This window comes from Anaerocolumna xylanovorans DSM 12503, from assembly GCF_900143645.1.
In the GTDB taxonomy this organism is placed as follows: Bacteria; Bacillota; Clostridia; order Lachnospirales; family Lachnospiraceae; genus Anaerocolumna; species Anaerocolumna xylanovorans.
Window position 1 is genome coordinate 207,122 of sequence record NZ_FRFD01000009.1, and the last position, 20,256, is coordinate 227,377.

Annotated in this window: 17 protein-coding genes; 4 read left to right on the forward strand and 13 right to left on the reverse strand. The window is 40.2% G+C overall.

From position 1 onward, the window contains the following. Positions 1 to 801 (forward strand): BclA C-terminal domain-containing protein (locus tag BUF11_RS15905; protein WP_330393902.1); only part of this gene is annotated, 801 nt, incomplete at its 5' end. Between the two features lie 155 nt (positions 802 to 956). Then, positions 957 to 2,039 (forward strand): tetratricopeptide repeat-containing glycosyltransferase family 2 protein, encoded by a 1,083-nt coding sequence (locus tag BUF11_RS15910; RefSeq protein ID WP_073589839.1) that lies wholly within the window; start codon positions 957 to 959, stop codon positions 2,037 to 2,039. A gap of 182 nt (positions 2,040 to 2,221) precedes the next feature. On the opposite strand, the gene BUF11_RS15915 is transcribed toward BUF11_RS15910, so the two are convergent. The 6 genes from BUF11_RS15915 to BUF11_RS15940 all read right to left on the reverse strand — a co-directional run bounded on the left by BUF11_RS15915 (position 2,222) and on the right by BUF11_RS15940 (position 7,444). Then, positions 2,222 to 2,572, reverse strand: coding sequence for a hypothetical protein (locus BUF11_RS15915; RefSeq protein WP_073589840.1), 351 nt, complete (start codon positions 2,570 to 2,572; stop codon positions 2,222 to 2,224). A gap of 301 nt (positions 2,573 to 2,873) precedes the next feature. Continuing rightward, positions 2,874 to 3,866 (reverse strand): ABC transporter substrate-binding protein, encoded by a 993-nt coding sequence (locus BUF11_RS15920; protein WP_073589841.1) that lies wholly within the window; start codon positions 3,864 to 3,866, stop codon positions 2,874 to 2,876. A 114-nt stretch (positions 3,867 to 3,980) separates the two neighbouring features. Then, positions 3,981 to 4,988 (reverse strand): hypothetical protein, encoded by a 1,008-nt coding sequence (locus BUF11_RS15925; protein ID WP_073589842.1) that lies wholly within the window; start codon positions 4,986 to 4,988, stop codon positions 3,981 to 3,983. Further along, the gene (locus BUF11_RS15930) at positions 4,975 to 5,331 is read right to left on the reverse strand and encodes a PadR family transcriptional regulator (RefSeq protein WP_073589843.1); all 357 of its coding nucleotides are present in this window, start codon (positions 5,329 to 5,331) and stop codon (positions 4,975 to 4,977) included. The genes BUF11_RS15925 and BUF11_RS15930 overlap by 14 nt, the downstream gene beginning before the upstream one ends. A gap of 253 nt (positions 5,332 to 5,584) precedes the next feature. Beyond that, a complete protein-coding gene (locus BUF11_RS15935) occupies positions 5,585 to 6,562 on the reverse strand; it encodes a dipeptidase (protein ID WP_073589844.1) in 978 nt (325 codons plus the stop codon). A gap of 54 nt (positions 6,563 to 6,616) precedes the next feature. After that, complete coding sequence (locus BUF11_RS15940; protein WP_073589845.1) at positions 6,617 to 7,444, reverse strand: C40 family peptidase; 828 nt, start codon at positions 7,442 to 7,444, stop codon at positions 6,617 to 6,619. A 149-nt stretch (positions 7,445 to 7,593) separates the two neighbouring features. On the opposite strand from BUF11_RS15940, the gene BUF11_RS15945 reads away from it, so the two are divergent. Further along, the gene (locus BUF11_RS15945; protein WP_073589846.1) at positions 7,594 to 8,160 is read left to right on the forward strand and encodes a hydrolase; all 567 of its coding nucleotides are present in this window, start codon (positions 7,594 to 7,596) and stop codon (positions 8,158 to 8,160) included. Positions 8,161 to 8,218: 58 nt separating this feature from the next. Here BUF11_RS15945 and BUF11_RS15950 read toward each other — a convergent pair whose 3' ends face one another. From BUF11_RS15950 to BUF11_RS15975, 6 genes are all read right to left on the reverse strand, one after another. Continuing rightward, entirely contained in the window at positions 8,219 to 8,911 is a 693-nt protein-coding gene (locus BUF11_RS15950) for an ABC transporter ATP-binding protein (RefSeq protein ID WP_139243431.1), read from the reverse strand. A gap of 17 nt (positions 8,912 to 8,928) precedes the next feature. After that, positions 8,929 to 11,457 carry an ABC transporter permease gene (locus tag BUF11_RS15955; RefSeq protein WP_175562080.1) on the reverse strand — a complete coding sequence of 843 codons (2,529 nt, stop codon included), beginning with the start codon at positions 11,455 to 11,457 and terminating at the stop codon, positions 8,929 to 8,931. A gap of 102 nt (positions 11,458 to 11,559) precedes the next feature. Continuing rightward, on the reverse strand, positions 11,560 to 13,266 hold the full coding sequence (locus tag BUF11_RS15960) for a LolA-like protein (protein WP_073589849.1): 1,707 nt from the start codon (positions 13,264 to 13,266) through the stop codon (positions 11,560 to 11,562). Positions 13,267 to 13,342: 76 nt separating this feature from the next. Further along, entirely contained in the window at positions 13,343 to 13,888 is a 546-nt protein-coding gene (locus BUF11_RS15965) for an RNA polymerase sigma factor (RefSeq protein ID WP_084558701.1), read from the reverse strand. A gap of 109 nt (positions 13,889 to 13,997) precedes the next feature. Beyond that, positions 13,998 to 15,158 carry a M23 family metallopeptidase gene (locus tag BUF11_RS15970; RefSeq protein ID WP_084558717.1) on the reverse strand — a complete coding sequence of 387 codons (1,161 nt, stop codon included), beginning with the start codon at positions 15,156 to 15,158 and terminating at the stop codon, positions 13,998 to 14,000. A gap of 99 nt (positions 15,159 to 15,257) precedes the next feature. Next, positions 15,258 to 16,592 (reverse strand): MATE family efflux transporter, encoded by a 1,335-nt coding sequence (locus BUF11_RS15975; RefSeq protein ID WP_073589851.1) that lies wholly within the window; start codon positions 16,590 to 16,592, stop codon positions 15,258 to 15,260. Between the two features lie 281 nt (positions 16,593 to 16,873). On the opposite strand from BUF11_RS15975, the gene BUF11_RS15980 reads away from it, so the two are divergent. Further along, positions 16,874 to 17,662 (forward strand): MerR family transcriptional regulator, encoded by a 789-nt coding sequence (locus tag BUF11_RS15980; RefSeq protein WP_073589852.1) that lies wholly within the window; start codon positions 16,874 to 16,876, stop codon positions 17,660 to 17,662. Positions 17,663 to 17,759: 97 nt separating this feature from the next. Here BUF11_RS15980 and BUF11_RS15985 read toward each other — a convergent pair whose 3' ends face one another. Beyond that, on the reverse strand, positions 17,760 to 20,234 hold the full coding sequence (locus tag BUF11_RS15985) for a leucine-rich repeat domain-containing protein (protein ID WP_073589853.1): 2,475 nt from the start codon (positions 20,232 to 20,234) through the stop codon (positions 17,760 to 17,762). Positions 20,235 to 20,256: the final 22 nt, after the last annotated feature.

A 20,256-nucleotide genomic window follows, 5' to 3' on the forward strand; every position in this document is an offset into this window, starting at 1 on the left:
GGTCCTACTGGCGCTACCGGTGCCACTGGCGTTGGCTTAACAGGTGCTACCGGTCCTGCCGGTCCCACTGGCGCTACCGGCGTTGGTTTAACAGGTGCTACCGGTCCTGCCGGCGCCACTGGTGCTACCGGTGCTACTGGACCTGCTGGCGCTATTGGTCCTACTGGCGCTACCGGTGCCACTGGTGTCGGTCTAACGGGTGCTACCGGTCCTGCTGGCCCCACTGGTGCTACTGGTGCTACTGGTGCTACTGGTCCTACCGGTCCTACTGGTGCTACTGGCGTCGGTCTAACGGGTGCTACCGGACCTACCGGTGCCACTGGCGTCGGTCTAACGGGCGCTACTGGTCCTACCGGCGCTACCGGTGCCACTGGAGCTACCGGCGCGGGAAGTACAATTTATGCCTATATTTATAATTTAGCAGCTCAGGTTGTAGCAATTGAAGCAGATATACTCTTTAGTGATAATGGTGTCATTGTTGGTCCAATAACACATGCACCTGGAACATCAACAATAAGTATAGGCAGCGCAGGCGATTATGCAATACACTTCAATGCAGCAGGCGTGGAGCCAAATCAATTTGCTCTTTTTCTTAACGGTGCTCCTCTTATGGGAAGTATCTACGGTTCCGGAGCTGGAACACAGCCAAATCCAGGCATGGTTATTCTTACTGTATCTGCTGGAGATACCATAACCTTAAGAAATCACTCCAGTGCTGCTGCTGTTACACTGCAAACATTGGCTGGTGGAACCCAAACTAATGCTAATGCCTCCATCTTAATACAAAAATTAAGCAGTTAACCTATATAAAATTAACATTAATTATCATTGACAATTTTATTATAACTGTAAATATAACAGGTTCGTCACGATATTACGTTGAAACTAACGTGTATCGTGACAAATCTGTAATTAAATCAGTAACCTGAAAATTAATTTTATTATGGAGTGAAGCTATGATAACTATTAGTCTATGTATGATTGTTAAAAATGAAGAAAATGTTATTGCAAGATGCTTGAATTCCGTTAAAGACATTGTTGACGAAATTATAATTGTTGACACAGGCTCAACAGACAATACTAAGGAAATAGCCAGTGGATTCACGGATAAAATTTATGATTTTAAATGGATTGATGATTTTTCAGCTGCCAGAAATTTTTCCTATTCTAAAGCTGTTATGGATTATATTCTTTGGTTGGATGCCGATGATGTGATTTTAGAAAAAGATAAAGAAAAATTTATCAATCTTAAGCAAACTTTATTACCTGCTATTGATATGGTTATGATGAAGTATGACGTCGCTTTTGATGAACATGGCACTGTAACCTTATCTTATTTTAGAGAACGTCTGTCAAAACGAATTAATAATTACGAGTGGAAGGAAGCTGTCCACGAATATCTGCAAATAAACGGTATCGTAATAAATTCCGACATTCATATCACTCATCAAAAATTACACCCCTCCTCATCAGGGAGGAATTTATTAATTTATGAAAAAATCATTTCAACGGGTGCTGATTTAACGCCGAGAGGTCTTTTCTATTACGCCAGGGAGCTTTCAGAAAGCGGAAGATATGACGATGCCATTAAATATTATAATAAATTTTTAGATACCGGGGAAGGGTATCTAGAAGATAATATACGTGCTTGTAGCGACTTAGCGATTTGTTATTATATTAAGCATGATTTGCACAACATGTTGAAAATATTATTAAGAAGTTTCGAATATGATACTCCAAGAGCAGAAATATGCTGCCACCTTGGCTTTTACTATTTAGATAAAGAAGAATATGATAAAGCCATTGTCTGGTATAAAATAGCTCTGCAACTAGAGAAACCTGCTGAAGGTTGGGGCTTCATTTTGCACGATTACTGGGATTTTATACCGAATATACAATTAAGTGTATGTTATGATCGACTTGGAAATTTGGATGAAGCGATAATATATAATAATAAAGCTGCTGAATACAAACCCGAAAATTCCCAAGTTTTGTTTAACAAGCTTTATTTTAAAAAGTCTAATGAAATTATCAAATAAGGCCGTTCTTCCCGGTAGTATCCCAAAGCTTGTATAAACCTTCAAACTGATGTAAAATATGATATGTTCTCCTTGTAGTAAACAGTTTAAAAATAAAAATTCTTGTTTTCTCACTGTCTGCTTGACAGAAAGCGGTTCATTCCATCTGTTTGAAGGTTTTTTTCGTTAACTCTTCCATATCCTTACCGAATATTAAAAATAACAGGTACTACTAAGAGCAATATTCCGGCAATACCCATAATAACAGAGAAAGCCCTGTTGTCTGCCGCCAGTTTGATGTCCTCTGTAAATCCTCTGGACCACTTTCTGGATAACTTCGTCTGATTATCTCTTACATTGCTCCTGATACTTAAATCCCCCAGTGAGGATACTCCTCCTATTGCAATCAGCAGGATTCCCACAGATTCCAACACATGCATGTAATCATAATTAAAATGTCTGCTGATTAAATAACATATTCCTACCATTGCCGCAATAAAAAGAAAGAATACTACAATCCACCCAAAGGCCCCCATTTGCTTTCTCTTCTTCATAGTTCCTCCTCAAAATCAGAAATTTGAAATTCCTGTTAATATTTCAATAACTATAAGAACAATAACAATGATTACCAAACATACCTTTTTTGGAAATATACGTAATATAGTATACCTTTTTTCGGTATTTGTCTATCCGTCTTAGCGAATTCTAATCTTAATCTCCTGCTTCTCTTAGCTCTTGCTTCCCTTGGCTCTCGGAAGGCATCTGGTCCTTTGAAAAACAGCTCAAAAATAATGGGGCAGCTGCCCACTTCATACAGCTGCCCCATTATACAAGTACATAATAGCCTTTTACTATTTATTTTGCTTTTTCCGCATACACCGTTGTTACCAGCTTATCATAGGGTGCTCTTGTACTGATAACTCCGCCATCCTCCAGAATATCCTGTAAAAGTGTAAAGTTATCTTCTTTCAATACGGTATTTTCTTTCCAGGTCTGCTGGTCATAATACCTCTTTACAATCGCAGTAAGGGTATCGGGATCTGTCTCCTTAAACTGCGGCTGTATTGTCTTAGCGATTTCCTCCGGTTTATGAGAATTCACATAATCAAGCCCCTTCTGGATGGCATTGGTGAATTTCTGGATAACTTCCGGATGCTTATCAATATAGCTCTTCTTGGCAGAGTAAACGGTATAGGGAACCTTTCCGCTCTCTACGCCAAGAGAAGCTGCAACCTTGCCGGTACCTTCCTTTTCCAGAGCTGTAGCTGCAGGTTCAAACTCTATGGTATAGTCCCCGTTGCCTGCTGCAAATGCCTGTGCCGTCAGTCCGAAATCAATATTCTGGACAAGGTTCAGATCTGTTTTAGGATCTATGCCATTCTTCTTTAAAATGTACTCAAATACCATCTCCGGCATTCCGCCTGCCCGGCCGCCAATGACAGTTTTCCCTTTTATGTTATCCCAGGTAAAATCCTCATTTTTATCTCTGGTCACTAAGAAATTTCCTGCACGCTGTGTCAACTGTGCAAAGTTAACCACATAATCTTCTTTTCCTTCATTGTACACGTAGATAGTTGCTTCCGGTCCCATAAAACCAATATCAGCATCTCCTGACAGAACGGCCGTCATTGTTTTATCGGCTCCGAGTCCATTTACCAGTTTAACATCCAGTCCTTCGTCCTTAAAATACCCAAGTTCAATTGCCGCATATTGAGGAGCATAGAACATGGAATGTGCCACTTCATTTAACTGCACTTTCGTCAGGTTACCGTCACCTTTACTGCAGCCGGGTAAAAATACTGCTACAAGCAGGAGTATAGCCAGTACTGCTATTCCCTTTCTCTTCATTGCATATCTCCTTGTAACTTAGCTGTTACAATAAATATATTTATTATAATTTATTTCGTGCCAGTCCAAAGAAAATTTGGCTAAGAGGGAATATATGCCCTCCATGTCCGTAAGTCACCCTTTTTTCCCAAAACCTTTTATCCATACTGCAATACTGTCCCAAACAGCAATCACAACAAAAATACCAAGTATGACCCAGATTATTCTATTCTCCCAAAGAGCCATATAATGTTTCGGAGTTTCATTCAAATATAGTGCCATACGGGTAAAGAATTCCTGATTAAATAAAAGTTTATCTGTCAGCATTACCGCAATAAGTATACAGGACGCCATATTATAAGCCGCATTGGCAGCTGACAGAGGCCTATTCCAATATCCCTTCATAAACTTTCCGATGAACATGCCAAGCTGCAGGACTGTAAAAAGCAGAATAACAGGAATATATATCCGTAATCTGTCAGATTGGAATAATGGAAATATTTCCGTATTACCGCTCTCTCCTTTTAAATACAAAGCAATTAAATGAGGCTTGAAATATAATAAAGCCGTAAAAAGCACCGTCATAAACAGGGAAATAACTGTCTCTCCTCTGGTTATCCTGTTATTTCCCTGAACAGACATATCCTTTAGTTCATCCGGAGACCATTTCTTATTAAGAATCGGTATATCTCCCGATTCAATACCTGTTTTCTCTAAAATAACGAACACCAAAGTTACCCACAAAGCTCCTTGTATTGCACCTTCCAATACGGCGGAAATCAGGCCGCTTATCATACCGGCAAGATAACCGCTTAACGAATCTGTGATTTCCGGATTCGAAATCCAGGAGATCATCTCCAGGCTTATAAAGACAACAATACAAATACCAATAACGGTTTTCAGTGTCATAATATACCTGTCGTAATACCCGGGCCCTATGAGATATCTTTTCTGCGGGATATATTCATCCGCCAGCTTTATTGGACTTCCAAGTTTTTTCAATACCTGGTACACCTCATCTTCCGTAGGCTCATCAGGCAGCATATCTTCAATATTGGCACGCAGTTCCTTCCCTACATCTTCACGGCTGTCTGCAGGCAGGTATTTCGTAACAGCATATACATACTGGTCAATCATTTTCATTTTCTTCCTCCTCCCTTAAAACGGAATCCAGCTGTTTTGAAAGAGAATTCCATTCCTTCTTTAACTTGATAAATACTTCTTCCCCTTCTTTGCTAAGTCTGTAAAACTTCCGGGGCCGGCTCTCACTTGTATCCCACTCACTTATCAGCAGATTCTGTTTCTCCAGTCTGCGCAGTAAAGGATACAGAGTTCCTGCTTCCACAGGTATATTTTTTTCTTCCAGCTTCTGAACCAGAGAATACCCATACTCATTCTTACGGAGCTGACTAAGAACTAAAAGTACCAGGGAACCTCTTTTCAGTTCCACAGTTAAAGAATTAACTATATTTTCTATTGATTCCATTTCATCACCTCTGTTTTATTATACTGTACGTCATACACTATTGTCAATATCATTATATTAATATTTTAACATTATAATACCATCAATAACATTAGGTCATTATTCTTCATAATGGGGAAGCTTTACCTGATACGGCAATGTACATAAAAAAGATATTGCAAAGTGTCAACTTTACAATATCTTTTTTATCCAATACTTGATGATGATAAAGGACATGCGCTCTTTACTGCTGTAAATAATTCCGGTTCGTATTTTATAACAGCTCCTTATATACCCTTAATACATTCTTATAGAATACCGCCTCGATTTCATGATTGCTTAGCCCCGCTTTCTCCAGTGCTTCTGCTAAGAGAGGCATGCAGGAGCTGTCCTTTAATTCGTCATGTCCCGGTATACCGTCAAAGTCTGAACCCAGACCGATACATTCGTAACCGCCGACATTTCGTATATGAAGGATGTTTTTTACAATGGCTTTAATTGTACCGGCATCAGCATCCTCCCCCAGAAAAGCAGGGTAAAAGTTCATCCCCATGACTCCCCCCCTGCCAGAAAGCTTATAAATCATATCATCCGTTAAGTTCCTTACATGGGGGCAAATACTTCTGGCATTGGAATGGCTTGCCACAAAGGGTTTTGTCGTATGCGCAAGCACCTGGTAAAAGCCTGCATCGGACAGATGGGACACATCAATTATCATCCCGATATTCTCCATCTCCTGAATAAACTCCAGCCCGAAATCTGTCAGTCCGTCTGCAGTGTTTGGAGTATGCCAGTCCGGCCTGCCGTCCTTTATGGTAACATTGGGATAACCAATGCCGTTCTCATGATTCCAGGTAAGAGTTAGCATTCTTACACCCAGCCGGTAGAAGTTCCTTAGATGGGCAAGGCTTCCCCTGGTTACACCGCCCTCTTCAATGGTTAAGAGAGCCGACATTTTCCCGTCTTTTTTGTTTCTTTCAATATCTTCATAGCAAAAGACCGGAGCAATCACTTCCTGGTTCAGTTCCATCTGTCTGTAATACAAGTCTATTAATTCTAAACAATAGAAAAGGGCATCCTCTCTTTCATTCAAATCCACAAACATAGCAAAGTTCTGAAGAAGGTAATCCCCCTTCTTCATTTTCTCAATATCAATATGCAGTTCATTCTTAGCAAGGGTATCTGCCCTTTTGTCTTTCATCCTCTGAAACAACTCTGATATGGTATCACAATGCATATCCACTATTTTCATAGATTTTCTTTCCTTTCATTCTCACTGTTATATTTCATGATTTCTGCTCATCTTCTATCTATAAAAGATACTGCCGACTTCTTTCAAGCGCTTGGCAAGATCTTCCCGGTATAACAAATTCTGTGGATCAAGGCTGTTAATTGCCACACCGTCACTGCCGTTTCTGGCTGTGGAATGGATATACTTTTCTTCTCCCAGGTAGATTGCCACATGCCCTCCAAAGAAAAGTAAATCTCCAGGCTTCTTCTGTTCCCTTTGTATGGGTTTTACAGGGTAGCCCTCTATAATAGAAGCATCCCGGTATATGGTTATGCCATTCATCTGGTATGCCATAAAGGTAAGCCCCGAACAGTCTACTCCTAAGGGACTTTTTCCGCCCCACCGGTACTGGCAGCCCATATAAGAATAAGCCGTCTGTATGATATCATACCGCAATTCTTCCTCTTTTTCCATAGAGTAATCTGCTTTATATTCCTTAAGAAACCCTTCTTTGGTATAGCCGGTTTCTCCGTTGCTTAATCCCACCTTAACATATCCCTGTGAATCTGCAGCCGAAAGTACTGTGAGCAGGGCCCCCTTGCAAAGGGTAATAATATTCCCGCCTCTTACAGACGGAATATCCAAAATATCGGCGAAAGGTACTACTACCAGCTTTTTAAAGGCTTCTTCCCAAGCCCTTATCTTCTTCTCCTCCGTTATCAGATTCTGTCTTTCTGTATATCCACAATAACCGTACTGGGTCTTGATGTAACTAAAGCCGCCTTCCACTTGTTTTAGTATCTCAACCTTTCTCCCATAAAAGTCCTCGTCTGCCAGTTCCCCTCTCTTTCCAGGGTCCTTTCTCAAGGCGGCAATTGCGGTATTTATGATGGCTTCTCCCATTAAAATATTCTCCTGACGATATAATATCTGCTGTTTTCATCTTATTCCTGCGACAATACATTCATTCAAAAAAGTCATGCTATTTGACAAAGGTATCCGTCAGTGCTATATTCGTAAGTATATTTATACACACATCGAAAGGAGAACTTATGAGTTATATACCTACACCGGAACAAGCTTATGAAATCTTACAGAAATACAATAAGGACGACTTTCATCTAAAGCACGGCAGGATTGTAGCCGGAGTTATGGAGTACTTCGCTAAGGAATACGACCCTGAAAATACTGCTTACTGGAAGAGCGTCGGCATGCTTCATGATCTGGATTTTGAACTTTACCCCGAGGAGCATTGCATAAAATTACAGGAAATTATGAAAGAGCTGGATATCGATGAAAGCATTATCCATGCCACAGCAAGCCATGGCTATCAGCTCACTGTAGATATTAAGCCTGAACGCTATATGGAGAAAGTCCTGTATGCTGTGGACGAGCTTACCGGCCTTATCGGTGCGGTAGCGCTTATGAGACCCTCAAGAAGTGTGTCCGATCTGGAAGTGAAATCTGTTATGAAAAAGTACAAGACAGCCAATTTTGCCGCAGGCTGCAGCCGTGATGTCATTAACCGGGGGGCAGAAATGATGGAGATTGAATTAAAAGACTTAATTGATAAAACCATACATGCTATGAGAAGCTTAATTCCAGAAATGGAGATATAACCTTTGTTTTTGCATGGAAAAAGGAGGGATGCTTTACGCAACTTCCCTCCCTTTGACTTTATATAGCCACAACTTCTCTTTGCTCTACTATCTCACCGTCAACCAAACGTATAATTGATGTTCCATACTGCGCTGCGCTTTGAGAATGAGTAACCTGGATCAGAGTCTTTCCGTACTTTACATTAATCTTTCGGAAGAGTTCCATGATTTCTTTGCCCGTTTTCGAATCCAGATTACCAATGGGCTCATCCAAAAAGATGATTTCCGGGTCTGCAATTAAGGCCCTTGCAATTGCCACTCTCTGCTGCTGTCCTCCGGAAAGCTCTCTCGGCGTTTGTTTCCTTTTATCGGAAAGCCCGATGGTTTCCAGTATTTCTGTCAGCTTTATTTCATAATTACGTGGATTTTTACCATCCAGGATAATAGGAAGCATAATATTATCTTCTACGCTTAGATTTTGAACCAGATTATAAAATTGAAATACAAAGCCAATTTTTGTTCTTCGTAATTTACTCATTTCTTTTTTCTTTACCGTACTTAAATCTTTTCCTTCAAAATAAATATTACCGCCGGTTGGTTTATCGAGTCCTCCCAAAAGATAAAGCAAAGTTGATTTTCCACTGCCGCTTGGTCCCATTATTGATACAAATTCACCCTTATCTACGCTGAAATCTATTCCTTTTAACACCTGTGCCTCCTCTTTTCCCGTCAGAAAAGATTTTGTTAAATTACTAACCTCTAATGCTTTCATTGCATCCATCCTCCTGGTCATTCATATTTTAATTCCTGTATAATTGAAAGTTTTCTGCTTCTAAAATAAACGGGAACCGTTGCTATTAACACAATCCCTAAAGAGATTGCATATATCAATGGAAGTGAAGCCCCATCAAGTACGATATCCATATCAAATCCGATTGATTTTGTCATGATTGAAATCAGCCTCAATCCAAAGAAACTATAAATTATCGTTAAAAGCATTGCCCAGGTTACCGATGCAATCGATTCAAAAAATATAATTTTCGTTCTTCCTGTATTCTCCATTCCTACAGATGCCAGTACCGCAAATTCTTTTTTCCTCTGTAAGAAGCTAATCGAAACATTATTGACTATACCTAAGCCAGCTATAATAATTGCCATATAGGAGAAGATACTTAATGCATTTACAAGCATTTCATTTGCCTCTAAATTCTTCTCACACATTTCCTCTCTTGTAATTGCCTTTGCTCCGACCTCTCTTAATACAGGCTTTAAATCTTTCATAACCTTATCAATATCTTTATCCGTATTGAATGTAATTGTATTTGCAAAAGGAACTGCAAAAAATTCCTTTAAGGTATCCAGTTTGACCAATATAAAATATCCGTTATTAAATAATTTTCCATCAACCACACCGGCAACTTTTAGTGTCTGCTTTAATCCGTTGCAGGTAACCTCAACATTATCTCCGGTTCTTTTACCTGTTTTTTTGCTTAAAACCGTTGTGATGATAACTCCATCCTCATCCTGCCCTAAGTTATCCAGATATTTTTTATACTCTGCTTTATCAAGCTGCAGATACCGGTTGTATTCGACATAGGTATCCGGATTGATTCCCATTACAGATACGGGTACTTTTAAGTCTGTTTCATTGCGAAGTTCTCCCTGCTGGAAGCTTAATCTATTTATCTCCTCATCTTCTATCCCCATTTTGTTAAGCTCTCTTACCAGATAATCTGTTGTGGATTCTTCTGCATTTTCCCTGACGGTAGAGATATTGTCGATTTCGACATCAAATACCAGCTTGGTATACGCTTCGGTTACCACATTAATCATACTGGCACCTAAGGATGCTATGGTAATAATAGAAGTCAATGATATAATAATCAATGAAATATTCCCAAGGAGTATTTTGGAAGTACGCAGGTTATTAATTGCATAAATCACATTTTTACTCTTACCACGGAATAACCGGTAAAAGTAACCGGATATCAAATCAATCAGCTTAGGATAAGCAAAAATCAATCCGCTTAAGGATACGACTAAAACAATAGCTGAGAATCCTTTTAACTCCTCCTTAAATATCAGATAAGCAGCAAGGGAACCTGCCAGCATAATAATTCCGATAATGAATTTTTTCCACCCTATAGCTTTCGTAATCCTAACATCGTTTAGGATAATATCCTTTACCTGTAATTTTGAGATTTTACGGACCGGCAGACTTGCAGAGATAATGGATAAAACAATTGCAAATACTGTTCCGATTATAATGTAAGCTGGTTCTATTACAACTATTCCGTATATTCCGTACTCTTTAAGCGGTGATATCATCCGGTTAATTACATATAGCGCTGCAATGCCCAGCCCATTGCCCAGTAACGCTCCGAAAACACCATAGGTAAAGCTTTCCAGGTATAGAATGAATTTCACCTTACCTACGGTAGCTCCCTGGCTTAGAAAAGCACCTATTGTTGATAACCGCTCCGTTATAATTAATTTAAAAGAGCTGTAAATAATGATGGAACTCATAACAACTACTACAATAAGCATCACATACAATAAAGCTTTAAAGCTTGCCGTTTGATCTTTTACCATATCTTCATCAAACAGTTTTTCAGCAGTAAACATCTTATTACCAGCGTTAAAGGTATCTATTCCTTCTTTTATTGTCTTTTCCCCGGAATCAGCCAATATTAAGTTATATTTACCTTCGGCCCCCAAGTCCTTGCTCAAATATTCATATGGCACTATGACAGTAAAGGAATCCTTGCTGTCACTGTAAAAAACACCGGCTGTTCCGCTTATCGCTCTTATTTTAAAGCTTTTTGTCGCTCCTCCAATTACTGCTTTTATTGTATCATTCAGCTTTAGATTTCTCTTATCTGCCGTCCTTTCCGATATGATACAGGATTCTCCGTCAAAGTTCTTCAAATCGCCTTCTGTTATTATCTTCTGGTTGATATATGCCTTTTCTCTTCCCCGTACTATGACCGTCAGCATCGTTTCCTCATCCGTACCGGCTTTATCAGCCATACTGCCCGGCAAATACAATTCTTTGGAAATGCTTTTCTCGTCCAGTCCTTTTGTATTCAACCCTTCATCCGAATAAAAATAGGAACTTTTGTCCGTTGAATTAATCACAATATCTTTGTTTTCATAGGATTCCAACTGCGGTGCAACAATGCTGTCCAAGATAATATCAATCATCCCGGTACTGGCTACCAATAAAGCCATACTGATGGAAATAGCAATAATAAGCAGAAAAAATCGGCCTTTTTTCTCTGTCATACTTCTTAGCACATACTTTAGAAAAACTTTCATGTCCTTCCCCTTTGCATTCTTATTTGTTATTCTTCCACAGTATAATTGTTCCGGAAAAATAATGTAAGTGAATGCAGTCATGAGAGAATATGACAAATGTAATTAGTTTTTCCTGTAATTATTATTCTTATCATATCCGACAACTGTCCAGATACCGGTGCTGTCCTGTCTTACAAGCTGTTTTAAATATATTTTTGAAACCGGGGACTTCTTATTATCCACTTCAATCACCACGGAACTTCCGGTATTTTTTGTTACCTTAAAGTCTTCATAGGGAATCGGGTAATCTCCTGTTATTCCTTCCGGATAGAGCAAAAGACTCGTAAATACCTGTGCCACAAAAGCAGGGTCAAGCTTCCAGGGCTGGTGTCCGGCATCCACACCTTTTTGCGTCTCTTCCTCTGTCTTAATATCATAATCTGCCTTTACCTGTGGTGTATCTTCTTTTACCTCCGGAAGAACAGCCTTATTTCCTGTCAGTGCTTTGACAAAGACATTGATTTCATCCATGGAGCCGTTACCAATAATCTGATATGCTATTCCATCCTGCTGCCAGCGGATGCTGGTAATACCCGTCTGCTGCCCAAAGCTCTCTGCCGCAATGCTTACAGCCTTACTGCCGGCTTCAATGTCAGTTCCTTCTGCATCCGTTATGATTTCCGCTTTTATAGAACCAATTGAGCCCGTAACAGCTTTACTGCTTTCTTCTTTTGCAGCTGCAGCTTTTTCTATAACAGCAATCTTATTCTCCTGCCCATCAAGTCCGTAGTAGACCTTTAGTGCCTTATCCGCTGCATTTGCCGATATCTCCATCATGCTGTAGGAAGTCTCCGAAATATCCGGTAACTCCGGTGTAAAGCCTGATATACCCTCTGCTTCTTCCATCGTAGCGCAAAGCTGCCAGTTATCTTCTCTGTTTACGACATATCCGGTCAAATCACCGTAGCTTAAATATTCTTTTGGTATGCTGCTTGTGTAAGCAATATCCTTATAACTTAGCTCATACGCTATTCCATTTACCATAGCACTTTGCTTTTTAAGAGGCATCCCTGTATTTTTATCCAGCCATAGGCTATAGGTATCCCCTCCCTTTGGTGTGACTTTATAAAGAACCGCCTGCACTCCTCCAATTGTATCCTCGTCTGCTTCTTTTACTGCCTTTGCCTCCTCAATCTCTTTTATTTCCTTCCCGATTTCAAAGGTAAAGGAGTAATTGTCAGGAAATGCTGCATACAGGCTGATATAATTATCTTCCTTTTTCATCTGCCATTTCTCTTTGTTGTTATTGGCAGTGATAAGCCCCTTCTGAATCCCCTGTAATTCCTTGACATAATACCGGCCTTCCTTGTCCGCCCACACTTCCCTGACTGCCTGAACATTACGCTGTCCCTCTCCGTTTATCGAAGTGACAGTTAATATCCCATGATAGGCATTTGCCTTTTCATAAGCCTGTTCCATGGCATATACAGGGTCTGTACCGGAGAAAATCGGTCCTTTTAGGTAAAGTACCCCCAAGAACACAGCTGCCGCCGCTGCTGCCCCCCAGAATACCCGCTTAGGCAGTTTACTGCCTCTTTTTGCAGGTTCCTTCCTTTCCTTCTCTCCTGTTTCCTTATATGCTCTCCACATGGTATCCGAGAGCTGCTTTTCAAAGCCCTCTTCCGGGTAAACAGGTTCTTCCAGACTTTTTAATGCCCTGATAGTATCCGTCAGTTCCTTTATTTCTTCCTCTGCCCATGCTTCCTTGCCGGGTACCTGTTCCTGGTTCAATCTGTCTATATATTCTGAAATTATCTTCTCTTTTCTCATTTTATTAACCTTTCCCTTTCCTATACCTGCAAACTTTGGGCCCCAGGCACAAACTGCGTGTGAACTGCTTTTTATTTCACCAAATATTTTCCTTTAAAATCCCTGCCAGTTTCTCCAAGGCACGAAGCTGGAGAACTCTTATGTGGGACTCCTTTTTCTTTAAGATGACAGCCGTTTCTTTTACCGAATAGCCTTTTAATATTCTAAGCTCCACCACACGCCTTTGCTCCTCTTTTAAACTCTCCATCGCATCCTTTAGAGCCCTCCTTTGCTCTAAGGTCCTGGTAAAATCCTCTTCCTGCCCTTCTAAGTCCAACTCTTCTATGTTAATGCTCACCGGCTCTTTTTTCTGCTTTCTCCATTCATCCCTCACTATGTTTAATGCAATGGCCTTTAAATAAGCGCTGTAATTTTCAACTACTGCGTATTCCTTCTTCAGATATACCATAGCCCTTGCATAGGTTTCCTGGGTAATATCCTCTGCCTCTTCCCTGTTTCCTACTTTATAGTAAATATACCGGTAAACTTCCCTCCAGGTATCCAGGCAAAGCTTTTCTATCCATTTTCTGATTTCTGCCTCGGAGCCGATACGTTCCATTTTATCATTTTCTTCCGTTCCCATTCCTGCCTCCCTGTTTTATCTTCTTCATTAGTATAGACGAAAAAAACATACAAAACGTTACAGTAGTGCTAACATTTTATATGTTTTTATTATTAGTGTATTTATATATCTACTGTCCGGTCCCATCAATGGAATCTCCCGTATCCTCATCGGTATTATGCGGTACAATATTGGTATTGCCTTTATTCTTCTCGAATTCTGCCACCGCCGGGTCCTTGATATTATAGACACGTTTCCACTCCTTGGAATCCGCCACCTTTGCGGTCTCTGACCGGTTGCGGTACAGAAATCGAACTATTTCATAACAATCCACCCAGATTTCATTTGTTCCTTCCTTCTGGGATTCATCAAAGATCAGCTGCAAGCCAAAATGCAGATGGGGAGTATCAATATTATTCACATTTTCCGTGCTGCTGTAGCCTGTTCTGCCCAGATATCCTATAACGTCTCCTGCCTGAACGATGCTTCCTGCTGCCAGTTCTTTATTGTAAGGGTAATTCTTTCTAAGGTGTGCATAATAGTAATAACGTTTTCCGTCAAAGCTTCGGATGCCAATCCGCCAGCCTCCGTACCGGTTCCAGCCAAGTGCTTCCACATATCCGGATTCTACGGCAATTACCGGCGTTCCCACCTGTCCCATCATATCATGTCCCAAATGTCTTCTTTTATAGCCATAAGTCCTGGATACACCAAAGTCGTCATAATCACTGTAAGGAAAGTATCTTGCAAGGGGAAGATAGGCTTTTAATCCATATTTCTTAACCCATACCTTCTCTTTCGCATTCTCTTCCTTTGGAATCTCTGCTTCATATTCCCCTACCATTCCCCCAAGAACTGCCGTATAGGCTTCCAGATAATAGGAGTAGTATTTCATATCCTTTGTAAGGGCCTCCATTGTGGTCTCACCGCTCTTTAACTTATCGGCAAGGGCAGTAAGGTCCTTTTCCTTATATCTTGAAAAATCCCCGCCATAGCGGGTGCCCACATATGCCAATAACTCTATCCAATTTAATTTGACATTCTCTGATTGTGAAGCGACATCCAAATCGCAGGCTTTCTCCATAGCTTCAGCGCAGACATCAAAATCCACCCATTTTATGTATTTCTTTTCTGTTCCTTCCCCCGAACTCGTTGTAAGAAAACGAGGCAGAAAGGTTTCCGTCATAAATTGCTTGATCCCTCCGCTGTTACTGCTGCCAAAAAGAATAATCCCAACAGCCGCCAGCATTAATGCCGCCTCTATCATTATTCCAATTTTAAGTTTTTTCATAAAAAGAAAGCCCTCATCCATAAACTGTAGTAACATTTTATGTCAGACGAGGGCTTCTTAGCACTGCTGGATTTGAATTACTTGGATAAATTGAGGTTCCTATTTCAAATAGGCATGTTTGCCCCATCTGCCTCCCGCAAACCGTAGAGTAAAGCAGATTCCCCGGAACAGCCAGTCGATGGTCATGGCAACCCACACCCCCATTACTCCCATGTGAAGACCTTTCACAAGGAAATAACTGAATCCAATACGCCATACCCACATGGATATGATGGAGACGCCCATTGTGGTCTTTACATCATTGGCAGCTCTTAAGGCATTGGGCAGAACAAAGGACAGCGGCCAGATAATACAGCAGCAGATGCTATGGTAGATAATCAGCGCTATCGTAGTCTTTTCAGAAGGTCCTGACAAATCAAAAAGTCCTATGATTGGCACCCTAAACAGAAATATTCCGATATTTAACACACCAAGGATAAGATAGCACAGCTTCATCAGCTTTACAGTATATTTCTTCGCCTGTGCTATATCTTCCGCGCCAACACACCGGCCTACTACCGTAATCATAGCTAACCCCATGGCACTGCCTGGTATTAATGCAAATCCGGCTATGGTACCTGCCACGCCGTTGGCTGCTATTGCTACTCCTCCAAGGCTTGTGATTAAGCCTTGTACCAGAATCTTACCGATCTGAAAGATACTGTTCTCCAGACCGTTTGGAACACCAATATTTAATATCCGTTTAATCATCGGAAAGTCAATTCCTGCATGAAGAATATTATTTACATGGATGATATTTTTCTTCTGCCTGATCAGAGCAAAGATAATAACAGCAGAGGCCGCTCTTGCTACTAATGTGGGAACAGCAACTCCTTCCACCCCCATATGAAAGAGAAATACCATAATAAAAATTCCGGCGATATTAATAAGGTTCATTATAATAGAAACATACATGGATATCTTCGAATTCCCCATTGCACGAAACAGGGCAGCGCAGGAATTATATACTGCCAGAAAAGGAAAGGAAAAGGCAGTAATAAAGAAATATATGGTTGCGCTTTTCATAATGTCCTTTTCCGCTTCCCCATAAAGCACTCTTAGTATATTTTCATTTCCAATAAGAGAGACTGCCATAATGATAAGAGCAAAAAACAAGGTAGTTATGATAAGCTGTCCGCCGGCCTTACTGGCATTATCCGCTTCCTTCTTTCCAAGATACTGTGAAGATACTACCGCTCCTCCCGTCGCCAGAGAGGAAAAGAGAGTAATTAAAAGAACATTTAAGGTATCAACCAGAGATACTCCGGCTATGCCGGCTTCACCGGCCGCTCTGGATACCATCATAACATCCACCAGCCCAACGGATACTGCAAGAAACTGTTCAGCAATCAGCGGCAGAATCAATTGAAAGAGCTGCTTTCTGGTAAATAGCATAATAAAACTAACCTTTCCTTTGTAAATCAAACGTAAACATCATGTTAACAACAGTTAAATTCCATTATGAAGCTGTAAAATTGAAATTACAATATGGTATTCAACAATAATTCATGTATTATCTTATTTAAAATTTAAAATTTTTTTCTCTTTCCTATTGACTTTAACGTTCCGTAAAGGTTTATGATGTCTACAGAGCTTAAGATAACCGCTGCCTGGGGGCGGTTTATAAGAAGCTCATAGGTGTGCACACAATAAAAACAGCAAGTTAGGGAGGACCTATGGAATACAGTATACTAAAGTTAAGCAAAACAGCAGGTATCAGCACCAGAACCCTGCGGTATTATGACAGCATCGGACTGCTGAAACCATTAAGAATCAGTTCTTCCGGCTACCGCATATATGGAGAGAAGGAAGTCTCTCTTCTCCAGCAGATACTATTTTATAAGGAATTGGGCTTTGGCCTTGAGGATATCCGGGCCATTGTCCTAAAGCCTGATTTTGACAGTCTGAAAGCTTTAGAGGAACACCGGGAAAAGCTGTTGGCTGAAAGAGCCAGGCTGGATATATTAATTACTACCGTTGACAAAACAATTGATAATGAAACAGGGAGGAATACCATGAGTGATAAAGAAAAATTCGAAGGTTTTAAAAAAGACCTTGTAAGAGAAAACGAAGAAAAATACGGAAAAGAAATACGTGAAAAATATGGTGATAAAGTCGTAGAAGAATCCAATAAAAAGATGCTCAACTTATCAAAGGAAGAATATGAACACTGGGAGGACCTTAGAAACCAAATCAACGAAACCTTAAAAGAAGCCTTCCTTACCAGGGATCCGGGAAGTGAAACAGCCCAGGAGGCAGCACGTCTTCACATGGAATGGCTGACTATCAGCTGGGGCAATGCTGTCCCATACACCCCGGAGGCACATGCAGGCCTGGGTAATATGTACGTGGCAGATGAACGCTTTAAGGCTTATTATGATAAGGAGCAGGAAGGACTGGCAGAATTCTTAAGAGATGCCATCCACATCTATACACAAAACCTAAGCGGAAAAACTGATAAATAAGAAAGGGAAGGCTTTCCTGTAAGTTTCCGGATTTTTACGGAAACAGGGTACAGGAAAGCCTTCCCTTATTATAAATTATATCCTGCGTTTCCAGATACTAATTGCTAAATACGCTTTTCAGATATTCTGTATCACCCAGTTTAAAATACAGCTTATTCCCTGCATAATTATAGAGTGCCGTACCATCTGTACTGAAGTTTTTGCTGTCTTCTACTTTTATGGACTGCAGATATTTGTTGTTGACTACAGCATTAATAAAAGCATAATTTATTTCATTTACGGTGGACGGAATTGTTAAAATCGTATCCGTGCGGTCTTTTGAATAGTAATACATTGTTGTATAATTCTCATTGTATAATATACCGTCCTTCATGTGATAATTCGGATTCTCTTCACTAACCTCTACACTCTTAAGACTGGAAAAGTCTACGATACCATATCCTAAGGAATTATAAAACAGTTCCTTCACATTTTTTCCGACGGCAAGTGTTTCCAGATAGGGATGTGAAAAGCTTCCATAAGTATATTGGTAGTAATCACTGCCCTTTTTAAAAACCCATTCTTTACATTGAAAGCCTGACACGGTAATAACCGTATCCGGAATAGAAAAGGCCTTGTCTGTCTTTTGGCTGGGATATGCTAACAGCTGTGTCATATCTTTGTTATATAATACTCCATCCACAGTTTTAAAAGCCGTACTTTCCGCACCGACCTTTATCTCCTTTAAGGCTTTGCTGTATGCCAGCTGGAACCCATCGCTTACCGTTAACCCTGCTGACAAAGTTATACTTTCCAGATAAGGATTTTCAGAAATAACTGCTGCAATGGATTTTACGGTATCCGGCATAACATATTCTTTCTCTTGTCTATTTACCGGATAGTATAGCAGCTGTGTAACATCCTTATTATACAAAACACCGTCAATACTGGTGTATGCACTGTTATCCGGCGCCACCTCAATGGAGGCCCCGCTTTTCAGCCATCTAAGATAGCCTGAATAAATATCCGTAACCTTTGGCGGTATATAAATTTTGGTCAGATTCGGTTTTGTAAAGATATTGCCGTCAATCTTCTTTACCGTTTCAGGAATAATAAGCTCCTTTGTATCGTTTGGTACCTCATATAATACTGTTTTATCCTTGTTAAACACCATTCCGTTTTCCATGGTATGGTACTTGCTGTCTTTTGCCACCGTTATCTTCTTCAAGGTGGGAATATAGACCCAGTCATAGAACTTGGCATTTTGAGGGATAACCAGTTCTGTAACGCCGGAATTCTTTAAATAATAGGAAACAGAAAGGTTCTTTAAGGCAGAGGGAAATTCCTGTTTGCTCTGCTTTTTTAACAGATATAATACTGTCTTATCCTTGCTGTAAAGAGACCCATTATAAAGGGTGAACTTTTTATTTCCCTTTTCCAGTGAAATCTTACTGTAATTTATGTCAGCGCCATATTTAATTTCTGTGAGATCTCTTGGAATAACAATCTCTTTGGACTGCTTAAAATAATATGATAAATCCAGACTCTTCAGGGTGCTTGGAAATTGGAGTACTTCACTTTTGTAGGCGGAGGGAACAGAAATAATTTCTGTTTTCTTTGCATTATAAAGAATTCCTTTATACGAAGCATAATTCTTATTTCCGCTTTCCACTGAAATCGTCTTCAGGGATCCTGTCATATCAAAATTCAACGGCTCCATCTTTGTAACGGATTTTGGTATCGTTATGGCAGTTAGCTTTGTACAGGTACCGAAAGCATTTTTCTCTATCGTCTTCAGGCCTTGGGGAAGGGTTACTTTTTTTACTTTACTATTGTAAAAGGCATTTTCTCCAATTGTACGTGTCCCGGAGGGTACACTGTAAACAGTTCCCTTTCCATTGGGATACCAAAGCAGAGTATCTCCTTTTTTGTTAAAGATCACACCGCTTTTTACACTATAGGCAGTATTTTTTTTACTGACTTTAAATTCTTTGATATTCTTTAATGTTCTTATATTCTTAAGCTGGTTGCTTCCAAGCTTTGCTCCCAGTGTAAGAGTAGTAAGATTGTCTGCGCCTCTGAAAGCATCTGCATTGATACTTGTGACCGTATCAGGAATTACATAGGAAGTATTCGTCGATGCGGCGGGATATTGTATCAGGACTGTTTTATTCTTATTAAACAGGCAGCCCTTATCAGAGGTATAGTTCGCATTATTCTTGGCAACCTCAATAGATTTTAGTTTTGATAATCCCATATCGGCACTGCTGATAAACGTCATTTGGGATACCGTCTCTGATATCTGTACCTTTTCCACATTGGGAAAAGTATGTCCGGTTAAAAATACCCAGTTAAAAGAAGTTACTCCTTTTGCAATGATGACCTCCTTTACGTTTGGATAGCTTGACCAGCTTTCCAGAAAGTCGGCACCAATTACATTTTCCGTAAATACAAAAACTTCTTCTCCCTGGTAGGTCTTTAGATTATCCTTTGTCAAATAGTATTCGGATGCTGCCCGCACGGTCTTAGGTGCCAGTGAGAACAGAGTAAGTGCGATTATAAAATAAAGAACAAATTTTACTGATTTTCTCATATCTCCTCCTATATCATGAGCT

Excerpts from the sequence above, each read along its gene's own strand:
- BUF11_RS15950 (WP_139243431.1), bottom strand. The coding sequence starts at position 8,911 with ATGAAAGCATTAGAGGTTAGTAATTTAACAAAATCTTTTCTGACGGGA.
- BUF11_RS15915 (WP_073589840.1), bottom strand. The coding sequence starts at position 2,572 with ATGAAGAAGAGAAAGCAAATGGGGGCCTTTGGGTGGATTGTAGTATTC.
- BUF11_RS15935 (WP_073589844.1), bottom strand. The coding sequence starts at position 6,562 with ATGAAAATAGTGGATATGCATTGTGATACCATATCAGAGTTGTTTCAG.
- BUF11_RS15910 (WP_073589839.1), top strand. The coding sequence starts at position 957 with ATGATAACTATTAGTCTATGTATGATTGTTAAAAATGAAGAAAATGTT.
- BUF11_RS15945 (WP_073589846.1), top strand. The coding sequence starts at position 7,594 with ATGAGTTATATACCTACACCGGAACAAGCTTATGAAATCTTACAGAAA.
- BUF11_RS15920 (WP_073589841.1), bottom strand. The coding sequence starts at position 3,866 with ATGAAGAGAAAGGGAATAGCAGTACTGGCTATACTCCTGCTTGTAGCA.
- BUF11_RS15940 (WP_073589845.1), bottom strand. The coding sequence starts at position 7,444 with ATGGGAGAAGCCATCATAAATACCGCAATTGCCGCCTTGAGAAAGGAC.
- BUF11_RS15925 (WP_073589842.1), bottom strand. The coding sequence starts at position 4,988 with ATGAAAATGATTGACCAGTATGTATATGCTGTTACGAAATACCTGCCT.
- BUF11_RS15960 (WP_073589849.1), bottom strand. The coding sequence starts at position 13,266 with ATGAGAAAAGAGAAGATAATTTCAGAATATATAGACAGATTGAACCAG.
- BUF11_RS15980 (WP_073589852.1), top strand. The coding sequence starts at position 16,874 with ATGGAATACAGTATACTAAAGTTAAGCAAAACAGCAGGTATCAGCACC.
- BUF11_RS15975 (WP_073589851.1), bottom strand. The coding sequence starts at position 16,592 with ATGCTATTTACCAGAAAGCAGCTCTTTCAATTGATTCTGCCGCTGATT.
- BUF11_RS15985 (WP_073589853.1), bottom strand. The coding sequence starts at position 20,234 with ATGAGAAAATCAGTAAAATTTGTTCTTTATTTTATAATCGCACTTACT.
- BUF11_RS15970 (WP_084558717.1), bottom strand. The coding sequence starts at position 15,158 with ATGAAAAAACTTAAAATTGGAATAATGATAGAGGCGGCATTAATGCTG.
- BUF11_RS15955 (WP_175562080.1), bottom strand. The coding sequence starts at position 11,457 with ATGAAAGTTTTTCTAAAGTATGTGCTAAGAAGTATGACAGAGAAAAAA.
- BUF11_RS15930 (WP_073589843.1), bottom strand. The coding sequence starts at position 5,331 with ATGGAATCAATAGAAAATATAGTTAATTCTTTAACTGTGGAACTGAAA.
- BUF11_RS15965 (WP_084558701.1), bottom strand. The coding sequence starts at position 13,888 with ATGGGAACGGAAGAAAATGATAAAATGGAACGTATCGGCTCCGAGGCA.